The 19,146-nt window shown below is 60.7% G+C and carries 15 protein-coding genes; 5 read left to right on the plus strand and 10 right to left on the minus strand.

Annotated features, from left to right (window positions below):
* Positions 1–185: 185 nt before the first annotated feature.
* The 3 genes from preA to hydA form a co-directional block, all read right to left on the minus strand.
* Positions 186–1,460 (minus strand): NAD-dependent dihydropyrimidine dehydrogenase subunit PreA, encoded by a 1,275-nt coding sequence (preA, locus tag GTU76_RS25435; protein ID WP_180699888.1) that lies wholly within the window; start codon positions 1,458–1,460, stop codon positions 186–188.
* Positions 1,461–2,828 carry an FAD-dependent oxidoreductase gene (locus GTU76_RS25440; RefSeq protein ID WP_180699889.1) on the minus strand — a complete coding sequence of 456 codons (1,368 nt, stop codon included), beginning with the start codon at positions 2,826–2,828 and terminating at the stop codon, positions 1,461–1,463. It lies immediately after the preceding gene.
* A gap of 156 nt (positions 2,829–2,984) precedes the next feature.
* A complete protein-coding gene (gene hydA, locus GTU76_RS25445; protein ID WP_180699890.1) occupies positions 2,985–4,424 on the minus strand; it encodes a dihydropyrimidinase in 1,440 nt (479 codons plus the stop codon).
* Between the two features lie 625 nt (positions 4,425–5,049).
* Here hydA and GTU76_RS25450 point away from each other — a divergent pair.
* Both GTU76_RS25450 and GTU76_RS25455 read left to right on the plus strand, forming a co-directional pair.
* The gene (locus tag GTU76_RS25450) at positions 5,050–6,534 is read left to right on the plus strand and encodes an NCS1 family nucleobase:cation symporter-1 (protein ID WP_180699891.1); all 1,485 of its coding nucleotides are present in this window, start codon (positions 5,050–5,052) and stop codon (positions 6,532–6,534) included.
* A gap of 144 nt (positions 6,535–6,678) precedes the next feature.
* The gene (locus GTU76_RS25455; protein ID WP_180699892.1) at positions 6,679–7,962 is read left to right on the plus strand and encodes a Zn-dependent hydrolase; all 1,284 of its coding nucleotides are present in this window, start codon (positions 6,679–6,681) and stop codon (positions 7,960–7,962) included.
* A gap of 186 nt (positions 7,963–8,148) precedes the next feature.
* Here the strand turns inward: GTU76_RS25455 and GTU76_RS25460 are convergent, their stop codons facing one another.
* Positions 8,149–9,015 carry a CAP domain-containing protein gene (locus GTU76_RS25460; RefSeq protein WP_180699893.1) on the minus strand — a complete coding sequence of 289 codons (867 nt, stop codon included), beginning with the start codon at positions 9,013–9,015 and terminating at the stop codon, positions 8,149–8,151.
* 88 nt (positions 9,016–9,103) lie between these two features.
* Entirely contained in the window at positions 9,104–9,874 is a 771-nt protein-coding gene (locus tag GTU76_RS25465; protein ID WP_180699894.1) for an alpha/beta hydrolase, read from the minus strand.
* A 113-nt stretch (positions 9,875–9,987) separates the two neighbouring features.
* Between GTU76_RS25465 and GTU76_RS25470 the strand changes: the two genes are divergently transcribed.
* Positions 9,988–10,932, plus strand: coding sequence for an aldo/keto reductase (locus tag GTU76_RS25470; protein WP_180699895.1), 945 nt, complete (start codon positions 9,988–9,990; stop codon positions 10,930–10,932).
* Between the two features lie 19 nt (positions 10,933–10,951).
* Here the strand turns inward: GTU76_RS25470 and GTU76_RS25475 are convergent, their stop codons facing one another.
* Positions 10,952–11,845: a LysR family transcriptional regulator gene (locus tag GTU76_RS25475; RefSeq protein ID WP_175553937.1), complete on the minus strand. Its 894-nt coding sequence runs from the start codon at positions 11,843–11,845 to the stop codon at positions 10,952–10,954.
* 97 nt (positions 11,846–11,942) lie between these two features.
* On the opposite strand from GTU76_RS25475, the gene GTU76_RS25480 reads away from it, so the two are divergent.
* Complete coding sequence (locus tag GTU76_RS25480; protein WP_180699896.1) at positions 11,943–12,419, plus strand: (R)-mandelonitrile lyase; 477 nt, start codon at positions 11,943–11,945, stop codon at positions 12,417–12,419.
* A 423-nt stretch (positions 12,420–12,842) separates the two neighbouring features.
* Here GTU76_RS25480 and paoC read toward each other — a convergent pair whose 3' ends face one another.
* The 4 genes from paoC to GTU76_RS25500 form a co-directional block, all read right to left on the minus strand.
* Entirely contained in the window at positions 12,843–15,041 is a 2,199-nt protein-coding gene (paoC, locus tag GTU76_RS25485; protein ID WP_180699897.1) for an aldehyde oxidoreductase molybdenum-binding subunit PaoC, read from the minus strand.
* Entirely contained in the window at positions 15,038–15,994 is a 957-nt protein-coding gene (locus GTU76_RS25490) for an FAD binding domain-containing protein (RefSeq protein WP_180699898.1), read from the minus strand. The genes paoC and GTU76_RS25490 overlap by 4 nt, the downstream gene beginning before the upstream one ends.
* Positions 15,991–16,614 (minus strand): aldehyde dehydrogenase iron-sulfur subunit PaoA, encoded by a 624-nt coding sequence (paoA, locus tag GTU76_RS25495; RefSeq protein WP_175553941.1) that lies wholly within the window; start codon positions 16,612–16,614, stop codon positions 15,991–15,993. Before paoA ends, GTU76_RS25490 begins: the two co-directional genes overlap by 4 nt.
* Positions 16,615–16,922: 308 nt before the next feature.
* Positions 16,923–18,677, minus strand: coding sequence for an L-lactate permease (locus GTU76_RS25500; RefSeq protein ID WP_175553942.1), 1,755 nt, complete (start codon positions 18,675–18,677; stop codon positions 16,923–16,925).
* A gap of 243 nt (positions 18,678–18,920) precedes the next feature.
* Between GTU76_RS25500 and GTU76_RS25505 the strand changes: the two genes are divergently transcribed.
* A complete protein-coding gene (locus tag GTU76_RS25505) occupies positions 18,921–19,124 on the plus strand; it encodes a hypothetical protein (RefSeq protein ID WP_064120858.1) in 204 nt (67 codons plus the stop codon).
* Positions 19,125–19,146: the final 22 nt, after the last annotated feature.

Genomic DNA, 19,146 nt, shown 5'->3' on the forward strand with positions numbered 1-19,146 from the left:
GGGGCCGACCGAGGTGTCTCTCGGGTTACATCGACCTGAAGAACCGAGTCGATTGCGGATTCAAAGCAGCTCGTGCCTATGCATGTATCGATTATGGATTCAAAGCAAATCGTTCAGGTCGGCGGAGTTTGCCAACATCCCCCAATCAGTCCCCTCTCCCTTTGGGAGAGGGTTAGGGTGAGGGGCTAGACCGCAACGTGATACGGATTCCTCGGATCATGATTCCAATCGAGAAACGGCTTGCCAGTCTCCATCGGCACCATCTCGATGCAATCCGCCACCGGACAAGTGATCTGACACAGATTGCAGCCCACACACTCCTCATCAATCACTTCATATTTATGCGTGCCGTCCGCCTGCTTCAGACTGCCAATCGCCTGATGTGAAGTGTCCTCACAAGCAATGTGGCAACGCCCGCAACCAATGCACGCGTCCTGATCAATCTTCGCGATCACCTGATAGTTGATGTCGAGGTACTTCCAGTCCGTGGTATTGCCCACCGCGCGCCCGGCAAACTCGTTGATGCTGGCGTAACCCTGACTGTCCATCCACCGCGACAGCCCATCCTTCATCTCCTCGACAATGCGGAAGCCATGCAGCATCGCCGCCGTGCACACCTGCACCGCGCCGCTGCCCAGCGCCATGAATTCCGCCGCATCGCGCCAACTGCCGATGCCGCCAATCCCACAGATCGGCAAGCCCTGGGTCTGTGGATCGCGGGCAATCTCGGCGACCATGTTCAGCGCGATCGGCTTCACCGCCGAGCCGCAATAACCGCCGTGGGTGCTTTTGCTGCCGACGGTGGGCAGGGCGACCATGTGCTCGAGATCGACGCTGGTGATCGAGTTGATCGTATTGATCAGCGACACCGCATCGGCGCCACCACGGTGGGCCGCGCGGGCAGCGACACGGATGTCGGTGATGTTCGGCGTCAGTTTGACGATCACCGGCAGGGAGCAATAGGTCTTGCACCAGCGCGTCACCTGCTCGACGTACTCCGGCACCTGACCGACCGCCGCGCCCATGCCACGTTCAGGCATGCCGTGCGGGCAACCGAAATTCAGCTCGATACCGTCAGCGCCGGTGGCTTCGACCAGCGGCAGGATGTGTTTCCACGACTCCTCGACGCACGGCACCATCAGCGAAACGATCAGCGCGCGGTCCGGCCAGTCCTTCTTCACCTGAGTGATTTCGCGCAGGTTGATTTCCAGCGAACGGTCGGTGATCAGCTCGATGTTGTTGATGCCGAGCACTTCACGGTTGTTGCCGTAATGCGCGGAGTAACGCGACGACACGTTGACCGCCGCCGGATCCTCTCCGAGGGTTTTCCAGACCACGCCACCCCAGCCCGCTTCGAAGGCGCGGACGACGTTGTAAGCCTTGTCGGTGGGTGGCGCAGAGGCCAGCCAGAACGGATTCGGCGCTTTGATGCCAGCGAAGACAATCGACAGATCGGCCATTTACGCAGCCTCCACGTTAAGCATCAGTTGAGCATTGATCGCCTCGGCGGCGCGTTTGCCGTGCTGCACGGCTTGCACGGTGAGGTCCTGATCGAGGCTGGTGCAGTCGCCGCCGGCATACACGCCGGGGATGCTGGTGCGCAGGTTTTCATCGACGTCGATGCGTTCGCCCTGACGCTTGAGTTCGCGGGCCAGCGGGTCGGCGAGGGTGCTGCCATCGAACGCCTGGCCGATGGCCTTGAAGATCGCATCGGCGGCCAGTTCGAAGGTCTCGCCGGTGGTTTGCAGGCGACCGTCGACCAGATCGGTGCGGGCGAAACGCATGCCGCGCACCTGGCCCTGAGCGTCGAGCAGGACTTCTTCAGGTTGTGCCCAGGTCAGCAGGCGCACCTGATTGGCTTTGGCGATGTCTTGTTCATGGCCGGTGGCGCCCATGTCGGCGGCGCCACGGCGATACACCAGATTGACTTCGCGGGCTCCGAGGCGGGCCATTTGCACGGCCATGTCGATCGCGGTGTTGCCGGCGCCGAGGACGATGCAGTGTTCGGCCAGTGGCAGTTGCGTGAGGTCATCGGCCTGGCGCAATTCGCGGATGTAATCGGTCGCAGCGAGCAAGCCTGGGGCATCTTCGTGGGGCAGGCCAAGTTGTTTGCTGGCGCTGAGGCCGAGGCCGAGGAACACCGCGTCGAACTGTTGATGCAGTTCACTCAGCGTCAGATTCTCGCCGAGTTTTTGCCCATGACGAATTTCGATGCCGCCGATTTGCAGGAGGAAATCCAGTTCCTTCTGCGCGTAGTCGTCGACCAGTTTGTACTTGGCGATTCCGTACTCATTGAGGCCGCCAGCCTTCTCCCGTGCTTCGAAAATCACCACGTCGTGGCCGTGCATGGCACTGCGGTGGGCGCAGGACAAACCGGCCGGCCCGGCACCGACCACGGCGATACGTTTGCCGGTGGCGGCGGCGCGCTGGAACGGATGTTCGCTGAAGTGTGCATTGTCGACGGCGTAGCGTTGCAGCAGGCCGATCAGCACCGGTGCGCATTCGTGAGCGTTGTTACGCACGCAGGCTTGCTGGCAAAGGATCTCGGTTGGACAGACTCGGGCGCAACTGCCACCGAGGATGTTCGCCGAGAGGATTTTCTGCGCCGCACCGGGGACGTTGTCCTGGTGAATATTGCGGATGAACGACGGGATATCGATCTCGCTCGGGCACGCATTCACGCAGGGCGCGTCGTAGCAATACAGGCAGCGCGAGGCTTCCAGATGCGCTTGCCGATCGTTGAGCGGCGGCGCCAGATCGGTGAAATGCCCGGCGAGGGCGGCCGCGCTTTCGTGCGGGTGGGGGAGATGGTTCAGGGTCTCGATCACGGTTTATGGCCTCACGGTTATTTGAGGTGCTGCCTCTGATGGGCATTGGTTTTTGTGTTGCCTGGACTAGCCTCTTCGCGAGCAAGCTCGCTCCTACAGGGGAATGCATTTCAAATGTGGGAGCGAGCTTGCTCGCGAAGGCCGAAGGCCTGGATTTCAGCGTTTCACAGCAGTGGGCCGGTGCATCTCAGCCCGCTTGCTCAGCAAATCAAAAACCGCCGGATACGCCGGCCGTTCGATATACCGCCCGGCGCCACGCTCGGCGCGCAAATCACCATCGGCCCAGACCAGCCGGCCCTGGCTGACGGTATGGCTCGGCACGCCGCGCACGGTCTTGCCTTCGAAGATATTGAAGTCCACCTGCTGATGGTGGGTCTTGGCGGAAATGGTGCGGGTGCCTTGCGGGTCCCACAGCACCAGATCGGCATCGGCGCCGACGCGAATTGCACCTTTGCGCGGATAGAGATTGAAGATCTTCGCGGTGTTGGTGGAGGTGAGGGCGACGAAATCCTGCATCGATAAACGCCCGCTGTTGACGCCTTCGTCCCACAGCACCGCCATGCGATCTTCGATGCCGGCGGTGCCATTGGGAATCTTGCTGAAGTCATCGCGCCCGGCGGCTTTTTGCTCGGCGCAGAAGCAGCAGTGGTCAGTCGCGGTGGTGTGCAGATTGCCGTTTTGCAGTCCGTGCCACAGCGCCTCTTGATGACCGCGCGGACGGAACGGCGGGCTCATCACGTAACCGGCAGCGGTCTGCCAGTCCGGGTGTTGATAGACGCTGTCATCGAGCAGCAAATGCCCGGCGAGGACTTCGCCATACACCGGTTGGCCCTTGCTGCGCGCATAGGTGATTTCGTCGAGGGCTTCTTTGGTCGAGACGTGCACCAGATACAGCGGCGTGCCGATGGTTTCGGCAATACGAATCGCCCGGCTCGCCGCTTCACCTTCAACCTGCGACGGCCGCGACAGCGGATGCGCTTCCGGCCCGGTGATGCCCTGGGCCATCAACTTGCGTTGCAAGTGATAAACCAGCTCGCCGTTTTCTGCGTGCACGGTCGGCACCGCGCCGAGTTCCAGGCAACGTTCGAAACTCGCCACCAGTGTGTCGTCGGCGGCCATGATCGCATTCTTGTAAGCCATGAAGTGTTTGAAGCTGTTGATGCCGTGATGGCTGACCAGCTCGGCCATCTCCTCACGCACCTGTTCGCTCCACCAGGTGATCGCAACGTGGAAGCCATAGTCGGAAGCGGACTTTTCCGCCCAGCCGCGCCACTGATGAAACGCCTCCATCAGCGACTGCTGCGGATTGGGAATTACAAAGTCGATGATCGATGTGGTGCCGCCGGCCAGACCGGCCGCCGTGCCACTGTAGAAATCCTCACTGGCCACAGTGCCCATGAAGGGGAGTTGCATGTGGGTGTGCGGATCGATGCCGCCGGGCATCAGGTATTGGCCGCTGCCGTCGAGTACTTCGGCGCCGGCGGGAATATCAAGGTTTTCACCGATGGCTTTGATCACGCCGTCGGCGCAATAGACGTCGGCGCGATAACTTTCATCATGGGTAACAACGGTGGCGCCACGGATCAACAGAGACATTCCGAGTTCCTCGCAGGCATTGACCGACTTGTGTCGGTTCTAGATGTTTTATTGATGTACAGCGTTGCAGAGCGTATTCCTGTCAGCGCTGTCAGGAATAGAAACTAGTCGCAGATTTGCAATAGATCAAGATTATTTTTTATAAGCTTATGACTGTTTTAAGTGTATGAAAAATAACGATAAAAACATCAAATCACCAAAATGGTGAGGCTGCTCACCATTTTGACGCACTTGACAGGATGGAAATATGAGCAAGATTTCCTATGTGAAATCAGCCGCTTGAAGTTGAGCTGCGGTTGCTCGCTCACGATGAAAATAAATGCAGTGCACCAGATTGAGTCCTGTCTGTTCGGACAACTTGGCAGGTGTTTAGCCTGAGCACCCAGACAAGTTTCCGCGAACTCATCCGGTGAATAATTAAAACTGATTAATATCAGAAAGTTGCAAAGCGTTTAACGCTCGGCCCGATGCGCAAGCGGGGCACCCGGCACGTTTATTGATGCCGCCGCTGACACCATGGCCGGTGCACGAAAGTTGTCAGTTCCTCCGGCCATCGTCCGGCTGCACCTGTGTGTGCAAGCCGCCTGATGAGCAGAAAAATAATCAGAAGAACAGTGGAGCGGCCATGCAACAGATCAGATCGCAAGTGACCGAGCGCGACGGCTTGTTCGAGCTTGAAGCCGGTAGCGACGTCCTCGACAGTCCCCGTTACAACCACGACATGGCACCGACCAAGGTGCGCGAACGAACCTGGAACAAATGGCACATCACCGCGCTGTGGGTCGGCATGTCGATCTGCGTGCCGACCTACACCCTCGGCGGCGTACTCACCGCTTACTTTGGCCTGACGGTCGGTGAAGCGCTGTTGGCGATTCTGTTCGCCAACATCATCGTGCTGATTCCGCTGACACTTAACGCTTTCCCCGGCACCAAGTACGGCATCCCGTTTCCGGTGTTGCTGCGCTCGTCGTTCGGCATTCTCGGCTCCAACGTGCCGTGCCTGATTCGCGCACTGGTGGCGTGTGGCTGGTTCGGCATTCAGACGATGTTTGGCGGGCTGGCGATTCACCTGTTTCTCGGTTCGGTGTTCGAGGGCTGGAAATCCCTCGGCGGCACGGGGGAGGTGATCGGTTTCATGGTGTTCTGGGCGCTGAACCTGTGGGTGGTGATTCGTGGCGCCGAGTCGATCAAGTGGCTGGAAACGTTGTCGGCACCGCTGCTGGTGGCGGTCGGCATCGGTCTGCTGGTGTGGGCGATGCCTAATGTGTCGATGAGCGAATTGATGGCGATCCCGGCCAAACGCCCGGAAGGCGCGAGTGTGGTCAGTTACTTCGCCGCCGGGCTGACGGCGATGGTTGGCTTTTGGGCCACGTTGTCGCTGAACATTCCGGACTTCAGCCGTTATGCCAAGAGCCAGAAAGATCAAATCCTCGGGCAAATTTTCGGCCTGCCACTGACGATGTTTCTGTTCGCCTCCCTCGGTGTGATCATGACCGCCGCGTCTGTGAAGCTTGTCGGTGTGACCGTTTCTGATCCGGTTAGCCTGATCGGCCATATCCAGAGTCCGGTGTGGGTGGCGGTGGCGATGGCGTTGATCATCATCGCCACGCTGTCGACTAACACCGCCGCCAATATCGTCTCACCGACCAACGACTTCCAGAACATCGCACCCAAGGTCATCAATCGCACCAAAGCGGTGTTGCTGACCGGGGTTGTCGGGTTGGCGTTGATGGGCCATGAACTGCTGAAAAAACTCGGCCTGATCGTTTCCGATGTCAGCCTGGAAACCGTGTATTCCAATTGGCTGCTCGGTTATTCAAGCCTGCTCGGACCGATCGCCGGGATCATGGTGGTGGACTATTTCCTGATCAAGAAACAGCAACTGGACCTCGCCGGGCTTTACCGCGACGACGTCTATCCGGCATGGAACTGGGCCGGTTTTGTTGCGTTTGGCGTACCGGTGGTGTTGACCGTGATGTCGCTGGGCAGCGATGCGTTCAGCTGGTTTTACAGCTATGGCTGGTTCACCGGCTCGGCGCTGGGCGGGATTATTTATTACGGGTTGTGCGTGATGCGTGCTAGTCCGTCAGTAGCGAAATCTGCGGTGTGAATGCAGGCCTCTTCGCGAGCAAGCTCGCTCCCACAGGAGTACGCATTCCAAATGTGGGAGCGAGCTTGCTCGCGAAGATGGCCTCACTTGCGGCAGAGATGTATCTGAAGAAACTCATAAGAAAAGCAGCCTGAGGAGATCCCCATGAACGCAGCCGTAGACGTTCTGCAATCAACCCATCAGCACATCAACCGCGATCGCTTGTGGGCGTCGCTCATGGAACTGGCCAAACTCGGCGCGACGGTCAAGGGCGGGGTCTGTCGCCTGGCCCTCACTGACCTCGACCGCCAGGCCCGCGACCTCTTCGTGCAGTGGTGCAAGGACGCCGGGTGCAGCGTCACGGTCGATGAAGTCGGCAACATCTTCGCCCGTCGCCCCGGGCGCAATCCGAATCTGCCACCGGTGATGACCGGCAGCCACATCGACACCCAACCCACCGGCGGCAAGTTCGACGGCTGCTTCGGCGTGCTCGCCGGCGTCGAAGTTCTGCGCACCCTCAACGACCTCAAAGTGGAAACCGAAGCACCGCTGGAAGTAGTGGTCTGGACCAACGAAGAAGGCTCACGATTCGCTCCGTGCATGATGGGCTCCGGGGTGTTTGCGGAGAAATTCACCCTCGAAGAAACCCTCGCCAAAGTCGATGCCGACGGCGTCACCGTTGGCGAAGCGCTGAACGCCATTGGTTACGCGGGTCCGCGTAAAGTCAGCGGGCACAAGGTCGGCGCCTATTTCGAAGCTCACATCGAACAAGGCCCGATCCTCGAAGACGAGCAGAAAACCATCGGCGTGGTGCTCGGCGCGCTGGGTCAAAAGTGGTTCGACCTCAAGCTGCGCGGCGTCGAGGCGCATGCCGGCCCGACGCCGATGCACCTGCGCAAAGATGCACTGGTCGGCGCCTCGGTGATCGTCGGTGCGGTCAACCGCGCGGCCCTCGGTCACCAGCCGCATGCCTGCGGCACCGTCGGCTGCCTGCAAGCCTATCCGGGCTCGCGCAACGTCATCCCCGGCGAAGTGCGCATGACTCTCGACTTCCGTCATTTGCAACCGGCGCGTCTGGACTCGATGATCGCTGAGGTGAAGCAAGTCATCGACGCCACCTGCGAAGAACACGGCCTGACTTATGAACTGACCCCTACCGCGGACTTCCCGCCGCTGTACTTCGAAAAAGGCTGTGTGGAAGCGGTGCGCAGCGCAGCAAAAGGGCTTGGCTTGTCGAATATGGACATCGTCAGCGGCGCCGGACATGACGCGATTTTCCTCGCCGAACTCGGCCCGGCCGGGATGATCTTCGTGCCATGCGAGGGCGGCATCAGCCACAACGAAATCGAGAACGCCGCGCCGGATGATCTGGCGGCGGGATGTGCGGTGTTGTTGCGGGCGATGCTGGCGGCTTCGGCGATGGTCGCGGGAGGACAGCGGGCGGCTTGAAGATCAAAAGATCGTAGCCTTCGGCAACTCCTACGGGGAAACCATAAATCCTGTGCAGGAGCTGCCGGAGGCTGCGATCTTTTTGCTGTCACCACAACGTCATGACTATGTGGCGGACCGCGATAGCCGTTGTATCGCCGTCAACGTTGCGCAAGGAATAGCTGAAACTGAAGCTTGTGCGACCAGTCACTGCGCACCAAACACCATCGTCCAGTAAACCCCTTCATCACTGCGCGCCTCACTGGCAAATCCGGCACCAACCTGGGTAAACATCGGGTTCATCAGGTTGGCGCAATGCCCGGGACTGGCCAGCCATCCGGCCATGGCCTTGCCCGGTGAACTCTGCCCGGCGGCGATGTTTTCACCGATTTGCCGACCGCGATAGCCGGCCGCACGGGCGCGATCAGAGGGCAGGTCGCCGTCCGGGTCGCGGTGGGCGAAATAGTTGCCGTAAGCCATGGCTTTGCTGTGTCCCTGTGCGGCGGCGCCCAGCGCGGCGTTCCAGCTCAGCGGCCGGGCGGCGGCGAATCGCTGACGGCCGCACATCCGTGGCCGGGCGCGCGCGGCGTTGACCTCAGCGAGCAAAGCCTTGCCGACGCTGCGGTTATCGCCGACGCGATGGTCGAGCACCGGTTGCGCCAACACCACTTGCCACTCATTGCGTGAACGACTGACGCCGATGTCCGCGTAGCTCGCATCCAGCAGCGCGGCGCAGTGCTCGTCTTGCAGCAGGTCGAAGGCCTCTTCGGCGTCCTCGGCTCCGATCACGCGAATACTGCGCACCGCGATGGCGGAATACCCGGACGACTTCAACGCTTCACGCATGCCACCGGCGTAGCGATAACCAATCGGCAAGGCCAGGTTGGACTTCAGCGCCAACGGCGCCAGACGCTGCGCCGGGCGTCGATCGCAACGTTGCGGATGGGCACGATAGTCGTTGATGGCGGCCACCAGTTGCCGCTCCGCACCGGCATGGGCGGTTTCCGCGAACAGCGGCGAAAGGATCAGCAGGCACAGCGAAACGAAGCGAGACGAACGAACGGCGTGGCGCATGAGACGGGCAGCTCTGAAGAGGGACAGCGCAAAAGTTGAGTGAACCGCAGAAAGCGGCGCGAGTAGGACTGGGCTTTTTGGACTTGGTTCAGCGATTCAACACATTCCCCATCCACTGCAAATACTGCGCACGGTCGGAAATCGAGTTATGCCCCGAATCCGGCACCACTCTGAGCAGTGCCACGCCTTGCGGGAAGTTCTCCAGCAAACGCTGCGTACTGGCGCGTGGAATCACCTCGTCGTCGCTGGCCGCGAGCAGCAGCGTCGGCACACGGATATGCGCGGCGTACTTGCCCGATTCAAAGCGATCCTTGAGCAACCACTTCACCGGCATCCACGGGTATTGCCGTGCCGCGATTTCTTCGAGGCTGTTGTAAGGCGTCACCAGAATCAGCTGTTGAACCGGTCGTTGGCTGGCCAGACGCACGGCGACGCCCGATCCCAGGCTGCGGCCAATCAGCGAAACCTGCGGGTGGCTGGTGTACACCTGATCGAACAGCGCCAGCGCATCCTCGGCAATCGCTTCCTCAGACGGTGAACCACCGCTGCCACCAAAGCCGCGATAGTTGAGCAGATAGACCGCGTATTCAGGAAACGCCTCGGCAAACTCCGGCAGATTGCGCGAAACGTCCTCGGCATTGCCGCCAAAGTAGATCAGCGCCCGGGGCCCGACGCGCTCGCGGGTGATCACTGAAACCTGTGCGTCCGGCATCGACAGGGTCAGTTGTGAATCGGCGCTGGTGACGGCATTGGGCTGCGGAAAATAGATCATCGAACGCTGAAAAAAGAACAGCGCCGCGCACAGCACCAGGTATACGGCAACGATCAATGCGACGAGTGACATCAGGGTTCGGGACATTCGGCTACTTTTAACGGGGTGTGAAGGGTTCGCTGTCGCAGTGTAGTCCAGCCCTGCCAGCGGATGCCCCATACACACAACAGGCAACAGATCCACGCAGCAGGAGAACCAGCATGAGCCACACTGAGGGTTACTCCCGTCGCCGATTGCTCACGCTGGCTGCCGGGGTTTCGGCGGTCTTCACCTTTGATCGGGCGTTGGCCACAACCACCACACCCGCGACCACCGGAGGCCACGCCATGCAGACCCGCGCCATCCCGTCCAGTGCCGAGTCGCTACCCATCGTCGGCCTGGGCACCTATCGCGGCTTCGACGTCGCCCCCGGTGATCCGGCCTACCGGCAATTGCCGGCGGTGCTTGATGAACTGTTCACCAAGGGCGGCACGCTGATCGACAGTTCGCCGATGTATGGCCGCGCCGAACAGACTACCGGTGAGCTGCTGTCGATCCACGAACCACGTTCGCCAGCATTTCTGGCGACCAAAGTGTGGACGCGCGGACGCGAGGAGGGCATCGCGCAGATGGAGCAGTCATTCAGCCTGTTGCGTACCGAACGCATCGACCTGATGCAGATCCACAACCTGCTCGACTGGCAGACGCACTTGCCGACGTTGCGTGAATGGAAAGCGCAGGGGCGCATCCGCTATATCGGTATCACTCACTACACGCCCTCGGCCTACGAAGAGGTCGAAGCCGTGCTGAAGGCAGAGCCACTGGATTTTCTGCAAATCAACTACGCCCTCGATGACCGTGGCGTGGAGAAACGTATTTTGCCTTTGTGCCGCGAACGCGGCGTTGCGGTGATCTGCAACCGGCCGTTCGGTGGCGGGGGACTGCTGGCCCGGCTCAAGGGCAAGCCGTTGCCAGGCTGGGTTTCCGATGTGCAGGTCAATAGTTGGCCGCAACTGGCGTTGAAGTTTCTGCTGTCGCATCCAGCAGTGACGTGCGTGATACCCGGCACGGGCAATCCGCGCTACATGGCCGACAACGCCAAGGCCGGGTTCGGGCCGATGCTGACCGATGCACAGCGGCATCAATTGATTGCGCTGCTGGGTTGATCGATCTCGTAGACGGCACTCAGCCGCGATAGCGCAACGCCTCCAGCAACAACGCAAACGCCGGCGCCGCCTGACGCCGGCTCGGGTAGTAGAGGTGATACCCGGCAAACGTCGGGCACCAGTCTTCCAGCACTTGTCGCAATCGGCCGTCGGCCAGATAGGGTGCGACGATGTTTTCCGGGATGTAACTCAGGCCGAAACCGTCCAGCGCAGCGTCGAGCAGCGGGTAGACGCCGTTCAGGGTGATTTGCCCGGACACCCGCACTTTCAGGCTTTCGCCAGCCTTTTCGAATTCCCAACTGTACAACCCGCCGTTGGTGGGCAGGCGCAGGTTGTTGCAGGCGTGATCGGTCAGATCCCGTGGCGTTTGCGGCGCGGTTCGTTTGGCGAAATAGGTGGGTGAACCCACCACCGCCATGCGCATGTCGGGGCCGATGCGGGTGGCGATCATGCCTTGCGCGACGTCCTCGCCCAAGCGCACGCCAGCGTCGAAACCTTGGCCGGCGATGTCGACGAAACCATAGTCGCAGCTTACCTCGACGCTGATGTCCGGGTACTTCGGCAGAAAGTTCTTGAGCACCGGGCGCAGCAGCCAGTCCAGCGAATGGTCGGTGGCGTTGAGGCGGATCTTGCCGGCCGGGGTGTCGCGCAGGTTACTCAGGGCCGCGAGTTCCAGTTCGATTTCTTCGAAGCGTGGGCCGATGGTTTGCAGCAGGTGTTCGCCGGCCTCGGTGGGCGAGACGCTGCGGGTGGTACGGGTCAGCAGGCGCAGGCCTAAACGTGCCTCAAGTGCGCGAATCGTGTGACTCAGTGCCGATTGCGAAACGCCGAGTTTGGCCGCCGCTTTGGTAAAGCTGCGCTCGCGCGCTACGGCGAGGAAGGCGAGCAGGTCGGTAGCATTTTCCCGAAGCATTGATGAGTTTCCTGCATAAGTTTTTTTGAATTCTAGTCGATTATCGGAAGAGTGCGGCTGGGTAAAGTAGTGGCATTGATTATCTGGAGGAATTGCCATGAACCCGATTGCCGCTTCTGCGTTGACCCTTTCCCTGTTGGCGGGTGAGGTGCAGGCCAATGACAATCCCCGCGTGACCGTGACACCCAATGGCTCACAAGCTTCGGCCAGAGGCCCGGCGGATTGGTTCACTGGCACTGTCCGTGTCGATGCGCCGTTCAAAGGCACAGACGAGGCGCGGGTCAGTGGTGCGACGGTGACGTTTGAGCCGGGCGCGCGTACCGCGTGGCACACGCATCCGTTGGGACAGACCTTGATCGTCACGGCGGGTTTCGGTTTTGTGCAGGAGTGGGGGCAGCCGGTGCGTGAGATTCGTCCTGGGGATACGGTGTGGATTGCGCCGGGGGCCAAGCATTGGCACGGGGCGGCGCCGACCACGGCGATGACGCATATCGCGATTGCTGAAGTGCTGGACGGCAAAGTTGTGGATTGGATGGAGCAGGTGAGTGCCGAGCAGTATCCACGAGCGGACTGAAAGCTGTCAGGTAGCGCACTTGCACCCCATGCTAGTGCGCTACCTGATTTCCCCTCACCCCAGCCCTCTCCCAGAGCGAGAGGGAGCCGACCGAGGTGTCTTGGGTCAGACATCGACCTGAGAAACCGAGTCGATTATGGATTCACATTGGAGCTTTCAGGTCGGTGAAACTCTCCAATTTCCCTCACCCCAGCCCTCTCCCAGAGGGAGAGGGGGCAGACCGAGGTGTCTGGCGTCATACATCGACCTGAGAGACTGAGTTGATTATGGATTTACAGCAAAGTGCTATCCATCGACCTGAATGTGCTGTGTCGATTATGGATTCACAGCAGGACGTTCAAGTCGGTGCAGCCCTCAAATATCCCCGGATCAGTCCCCTCTCCCTCTGGGAGAGGGCTAGGGTGAGGGGCTCTTTCCGGTGGTTCAGATCATCTCCGGCAGTGAAGAGAGGATTTTATCGAGGGTGATCGGATACTCCCGCACCCGTGCCCCGGTGGCGTTGTAAATCGCATTCGCCACCGCCGCACTGACCCCGCAAATTCCCAGTTCACCAACACCCTTGGCCTTCATCGGCGAAGATACCGGATCAGTCTCATCAAGAAAAATCACCTCCTGATGGGGAATGTCGGCATGCACCGGCACTTCATACCCGGCCAGATCATGGTTGACGAAAAAGCCCAGTTTCTTGTCCACCGCCAACTCTTCCATCAGCGCCGCACCGACACCCATGGTCATTGCGCCGATGACCTGACTGCGCGCGGCTTTCGGGTTGAGAATCCGCCCGGCCGCGCACACCGCCAACATGCGGCGTACACGCACTTCACCGGTCGCCGCATCCACCGCCACCTCAACGAAATGCGCACCAAACGTTGACTGCTGATACTTCTCGGCCAGGTCGGCAAATTCGATGCTGTCCTCGGCCACCACAACGCCGTCCTGCGCAGCGTTGCGCAACGGCACGCTCTTGTCGCCGAGCCGCACCTGACCGTCGATAAACTCCGCCTGATCCGCCGCCATCCCCAGTTTGCCAGCTACCGCCTCACGCAGTTTCATGCACGCGGCGTACACCCCGGCGGTCGAGCAGTTGGCACCGAATTGCCCGCCGGAGCCTGCCGACACCGGAAAACTCGAATCGCCCAGATGCACGTTCACATCCTTCAAACCAACACCCATCATCTCGGCGGCGGTTTGCGCAATGATCGTGTAACTGCCAGTGCCGATATCGGTCATGTCGGTTTCCACCGTGATCTTGCCATCGCGCTCCAGCCGCACCCGCGCGCCCGACTTGACCAACAGATTGTTGCGGATCGCCGCCGCGACACCCATGCCGATCAGCCAGCGACCCTCACGCCGTGTACCCGGTTGCGCAGTGCGCTGGTCCCAACCGAATTTATCGGCACCGGTCTGCAGGCATTCGATCAGGCGCCGCTGCGAAAACGGCCGCTCGGTTTTCACCGGATCGACCTGGGTGTCGTTGAGAATGCGGAACTGGATCGGATCAAGTTTGAGCTGCTCGGCCATCTCGTCCATGGCGATTTCCAGGACCATCAGCCCCGGCGTTTCGCCGGGTGCGCGCATGGCGTTGCCTTCCGGTAGGTCCAAGGGAGCCAGACGCATGCTGACCAACCGATTTTCAGCGGCGTACAACAACTGACTTGGCTGCGCCGCGACTTCGACTTTGCCTTCCGCCAGATTGCCCGACCAGCCTTCGTGAGCGATCGCGGTGAGTTTGCCGTCCGCCGTCGCGCCCATGCGAATGCGCTGAATCGTCGCCGGGCGGTGGGTGGTGTTGTTGGCGATCTGCGGGCGGGCGAGGGCGACCTTCACCGGCCTGCCAGCCATGCGCGCACCGAGGGCGGCAAGAATCGCATCGGCGCGCACGAACAATTTGCCGCCGAAACCACCGCCAATGTACGGCGAAATCAGCCGGACTTTTTCCTTGGGCAGACCGAGGGTGGCGGCGATGTCGCCGACGCTCCAGGCAATCATCTGATTCGATGTCCACAGGGTCAGTTGATCGCCTTTCCACGCCGCCAGCGTGGCGTGCGGTTCCATCATCGCGTGGGACTGATCGGGCGTGGTGTAGGTCTGATCGAACTGCACCGGCGCAGCGGCGAACGCCTTGGCGAAATCACCGTGGCTGACGTCGGGCAACTCCTCTTTCGGCTCGACGCCTTGGTCGCGCACGCTGGTCAGATCGAATTCGCCGTTGCTCGCGACGTAGTCGACCTTGACCATTTGCGCAGCGGCGCGGGCTTGCTCGAACGTCTCGGCCACCACCAGCGCGACGGCCTGGTGGTAGTGCTGAATCTCGGGCCCGGCCAATAAATGGGCGGCGTTGTATTTGCCCTTGCCGAGTTTGCCGGCGTTGGCGGCGGTGACGATGGCCAGGACACCGGGCGCGGCTTTGGCTGCCTCAAGATCGATGTTGTTGATCCGCCCCTTGGCGATGGCCGAGCCGACCATGAAACCGTAAGCCTGATTGGCCACCGCCTCATGTTGCTCGTAGGCGTAAGGCGCCTGACCGCTGGTTTTCAACGGGCCTTCGATACGGTCGGTGGGTTGGCCGATCACCTTCAACTGGTCGATCGGGTTGGTGGTGGCGGGCGTGTCGAATTTCATGCTTCATCCCTCGCTTGCGCCAACACCGAACCGAGCGTGCGCTCGACCAGGGTCAGTTTGAATTGGTTGTCGTGGGTCGGCGTGGCGCCGTCGAGCAGACGTGCGCTGACGGCTTTCGCGCCTTGGGGTAGCAACGCCTCGGCGGCTTCAACCCGCCATGGTTTCGGCGCGATACCGCCGACGGCGATGCGGCCGCTGCCGTCCTTTTGCAGGATCAGACCGACTGACACCAGCGCAAACGCATAGGACGAGCGATCTCGCACCTTGTGATAAACGTGGGTACCGCCAAGCGGTGCGGGCAGTGTCATCGAGGTGATGAATTCGCCGGGGGTGAGGCTGGTTTCGATGTTCGGCGTGGTGCCGGGCAACTGGTGAAAGTCGGCTATCGCAATGCTGCGAGTCGTGCCATCGGGTTTCACCGTTTCAATCTGCGCATCGAGCGCGCGCATGGCAATCGCCATGTCGCTCGGGTGTGTGGCGATGCACGCGTCGCTGACGCCGATAATCCCCAACTGCCGACTGACCCCGCCGATCGCTGCACAACCGCTGCCGGGTTGGCGTTTGTTGCAGGCCTGATTGGTGTCGTAGAAGTACGGGCAGCGCGTGCGTTGCAGCAGGTTGCCAGCAGTGGTTGCCATGTTGCGCAGCTGTCCGGAAGCCCCGGCGAGCAAGGCACGGGAGAGCAGGGCGTAGTCTTTTCTGATGCGCTGATCAGCCGCCAGGTCGGTATTGCGCACCAGCGCGCCGATGCGCACGCCGCCTTCGGGCGTGGCCTCGATCTGATCCAGGCCGAGGTGATTGACGTCGATCAAATGCAGCGGGGTTTCGATGTCGAGTTTCATCAGGTCGAGCAGGTTGGTGCCGCCAGCGATGAACCGCGCACCTTCGACTTGAGCGGCTTGCGCAGCGGCCGCGGCGGGGGAGTCGGCGCGGCTGTAATTGAACGGTCTCATGCCGGCACCTCCGCGACTTCAGTAATCGCTTCAATGATGTTCGAGTAAGCCCCGCAGCGGCAGATATTGCCGCTCATGCGTTCCTGAAACTCACTGGCGATCAGTTGCGGTTGCTCGGTCAGGCTCTCACTGACATGGCTGGGAATGCCGTCGCGGATCTCTTTGATCACCGCCACCGCCGAGCAGATCTGCCCCGGTGTGCAATAGCCACACTGATAGCCGTCATGCTTGATGAACGCGGCCTGCATCGGGTGCAGATTGTCCGGCATGCCGAGGCCTTCGATGGTCGTAATCTCGCTGCCTTCATGCATCACCGCCAGGGTCAGGCACGAGTTGATGCGTCGGCCATCAGCGATCACCGTGCAGGCGCCACACTGGCCGTGGTCGCAGCCTTTTTTACTGCCGGTCAGGTGTAAGTGCTCGCGCAAGGCATCGAGCAGGGTGGTGCGGGTGTCGACGTCAAGCGCACGTGGCTTGCCGTTGACGTTGATGGTCACTTTACTCATGGCCGGTTTCTCCAGATTGGCGGCGTAGGCCTTGAGGCTGATAAACGGCGGCATTGCGAACGCGGTGGCGGTCACGGCGCCGAGGATCAGAAATCTGCGTCGGGAAATCGTCATGGTTCGATTCCTTTTCTCTTCATCAGGGCAGCTGGGTCGTGGATGGCCCAAGCGGGCAGCCAGCGTCATCGCCGGTCTCGTTAAGGAGTGACTGCCGGAAAGAGGAAAAGGTTTTGTCGGATTTTCGCTATAGAGTTATGCGTGTGGCTCATTAATTGTCTGGCGCTGTAAACACCTTTGCATTCACAGCCTCAGACCTGTGGGAGCGAGCTTGCTCGCGAAGAGGCCGGCACAGTCAACCTCTTCACTGACTGAACGGACGCCTTCGCGAGCAAGCTCGCTCCCACAGGGGAATGGGGTGTAGCTGGCTAATGCGAGCCAACCACCATATGTGTAAACGGCGCCACATACGCCTGCAACGTCACCAGCCCGCCGACCAGAATCGCCAGCACAATCGAGTGGAAGAACACGTAGCGCAGAATCTCGCCCTCATGCCCGTACCAGCGTGTCGCGGTGGAGGCGACCACAATCGATTGCGCATCGACCATTTTGCCCATCACCCCACCGGAACTGTTCGCCGCTGCCATGAGGATCGGACTGATGCCGAGCTGTTCCGAAGTCACTCGCTGCAAACCACCAAACAATACGTTCGACGCGGTATCCGAACCGGTCAACGCCACACCCAGCCAACCGAGCAACGTGCCGAACATCGGATAGAAAATCCCCGTCGCCGCAAACGCCAGACCCATGGTCGCGTCGAGCCCTGAATAGCGCGTGAGGAACCCCAGCGCCAACATCGCCGCAATGGTGATCAGCGAAAACCGCACCACCCACAACGTGCGCAGGTACTGCTTGATCAGTTGTGGAATCGAATAGCCCATCAGCAACCCACCGACAATCGCTGCCAGCAGAATCCCGCTGCCAGTGGCGGTGAACCAGGTGAATTTGTACACCGCTTCCTCGGCTTTCGGCGCGGCCACCACTGGCGGCACTTTTTCGATCTGCAGGTGCAGGGTGGTGAAGGTCACCGCCGGCGCGAAGATCGGATTAGCCTCGTTCACCGGTTTGCCCGAGGGGTCGAGTTTGGCCGAATGCGTGACCGGATCAATCGCCGGGCGCACGTCGAACATATTCTTGAAGCCCTGCGTGCCCCAGGCAAACACGAACACGGTGAGGATGATCCACGGCATCCACGCGCGCATCACCGCCGGACGCGCCTGATCGCTGAACGCGGCGCTGGCGGTGACTTTCTCTTCTTCGACTTTGGAGTTATCGACTCGCCCTGAAAGAGCTGCCGAGGTGTGAATGGTCGCCGGTTTCCACACCTTTAAAAACAATGTCAGACAAGCCATGGAAATCAACGCGGCGATCACGTCCACCAGCATCGGCCCGTGGTAGTTCGACACCAGAAACTGCGGCACGGCGAAGCTCACCCCGGCCACCAGAATCGCCGGCCAGATCTCCAGCATCTTGCGCCACCCGGCAAACGCCCAGATCAACCAGAACGGCACCAGCACCGAGAAGAACGGTAACTGCCGACCGACCATCATCGACAGCTCCATTTCATCCAGCCCGGTGACTTTGGCCAGGGTGATGATCGGCGTACCGAGTGCGCCGAATGCGACTGGCGCGGTGTTGGCGATCAGCGCCAGACCCGACGCGGCCAACGGCGAAAACCCGAGACCGATCAGAATCGCCCCGGTCACCGCCACCGGGGTACCGAATCCCGCCGCGCCTTCGAAAAATGCACCGAAGCAGAAGGCGATCAGCAGCAACTGCAGACGTCGGTCATCGGTGATGCGTGCGAGAGAATCCTGCAGCACTTTGAACGAGCCGTTCTCGGTGGTCAGGCGATGCAGGAAGATGATGTTGAGGACGATCCAACCGATTGGCAGCAAGCCATTCGCCGCGCCAAACAACGCCGCAGAGCCAGCCATGCTTGCCGGCATGCCGAAGGCAAAAATCGAAATCAGCAGGGCGGACGCCAGCGCCAGCAGCGCCGCCAGATGCGCCTTGACGTGGAAAAACGCCAGCGCCGCCAGCATCACCACCACCGGCACAGCGGCCATGAGCGTGGAGATCACCGGATTGCCGAACGGGTCGTAGATTTGCTGCCAGACCATGGTCCACCTCTGCTTGTTGTTATTGAGGGCGCAGATCCATTGCGTGGGGCTAGGTTGCAAGGAGTATAGGTGGCATTTCGCCGCTGTTTGGGCCGCGCGGGCGGGGCGACAAACGGTCGATGGTGGCCAGTGAATCAACGGCGTTTTGCCCGGTCGTATCTGCGGCTGCGCGCACCGCGTCATGAAGGCGTGGGCAGCGTGGCCGATTCCGTCGTCAAGACCTTGGTTTTAGGGAAGTGTTGAATGAAGCGCGCAACAACGATGCTGTTGACCGTGACCGCCGCCGTAATGCTCGGCGGCTGTGTCGCGGATTTTGATGATGACCACCGCCATGGCCGGCATTACGACCGCGATCATGGCCGCAATTACGACCACGATCGGCGTTGGGATGACCGTGATGATCGCCGCGACGGGCGTCGTTACTATCGCGATCGGGATGATGATTGATTGAACGCAAAAAGGGCGTCCT

The organism is Pseudomonas crudilactis (genome assembly GCF_013433315.1).
Classification (GTDB): Bacteria; Pseudomonadota; Gammaproteobacteria; order Pseudomonadales; family Pseudomonadaceae; genus Aquipseudomonas; species Aquipseudomonas crudilactis.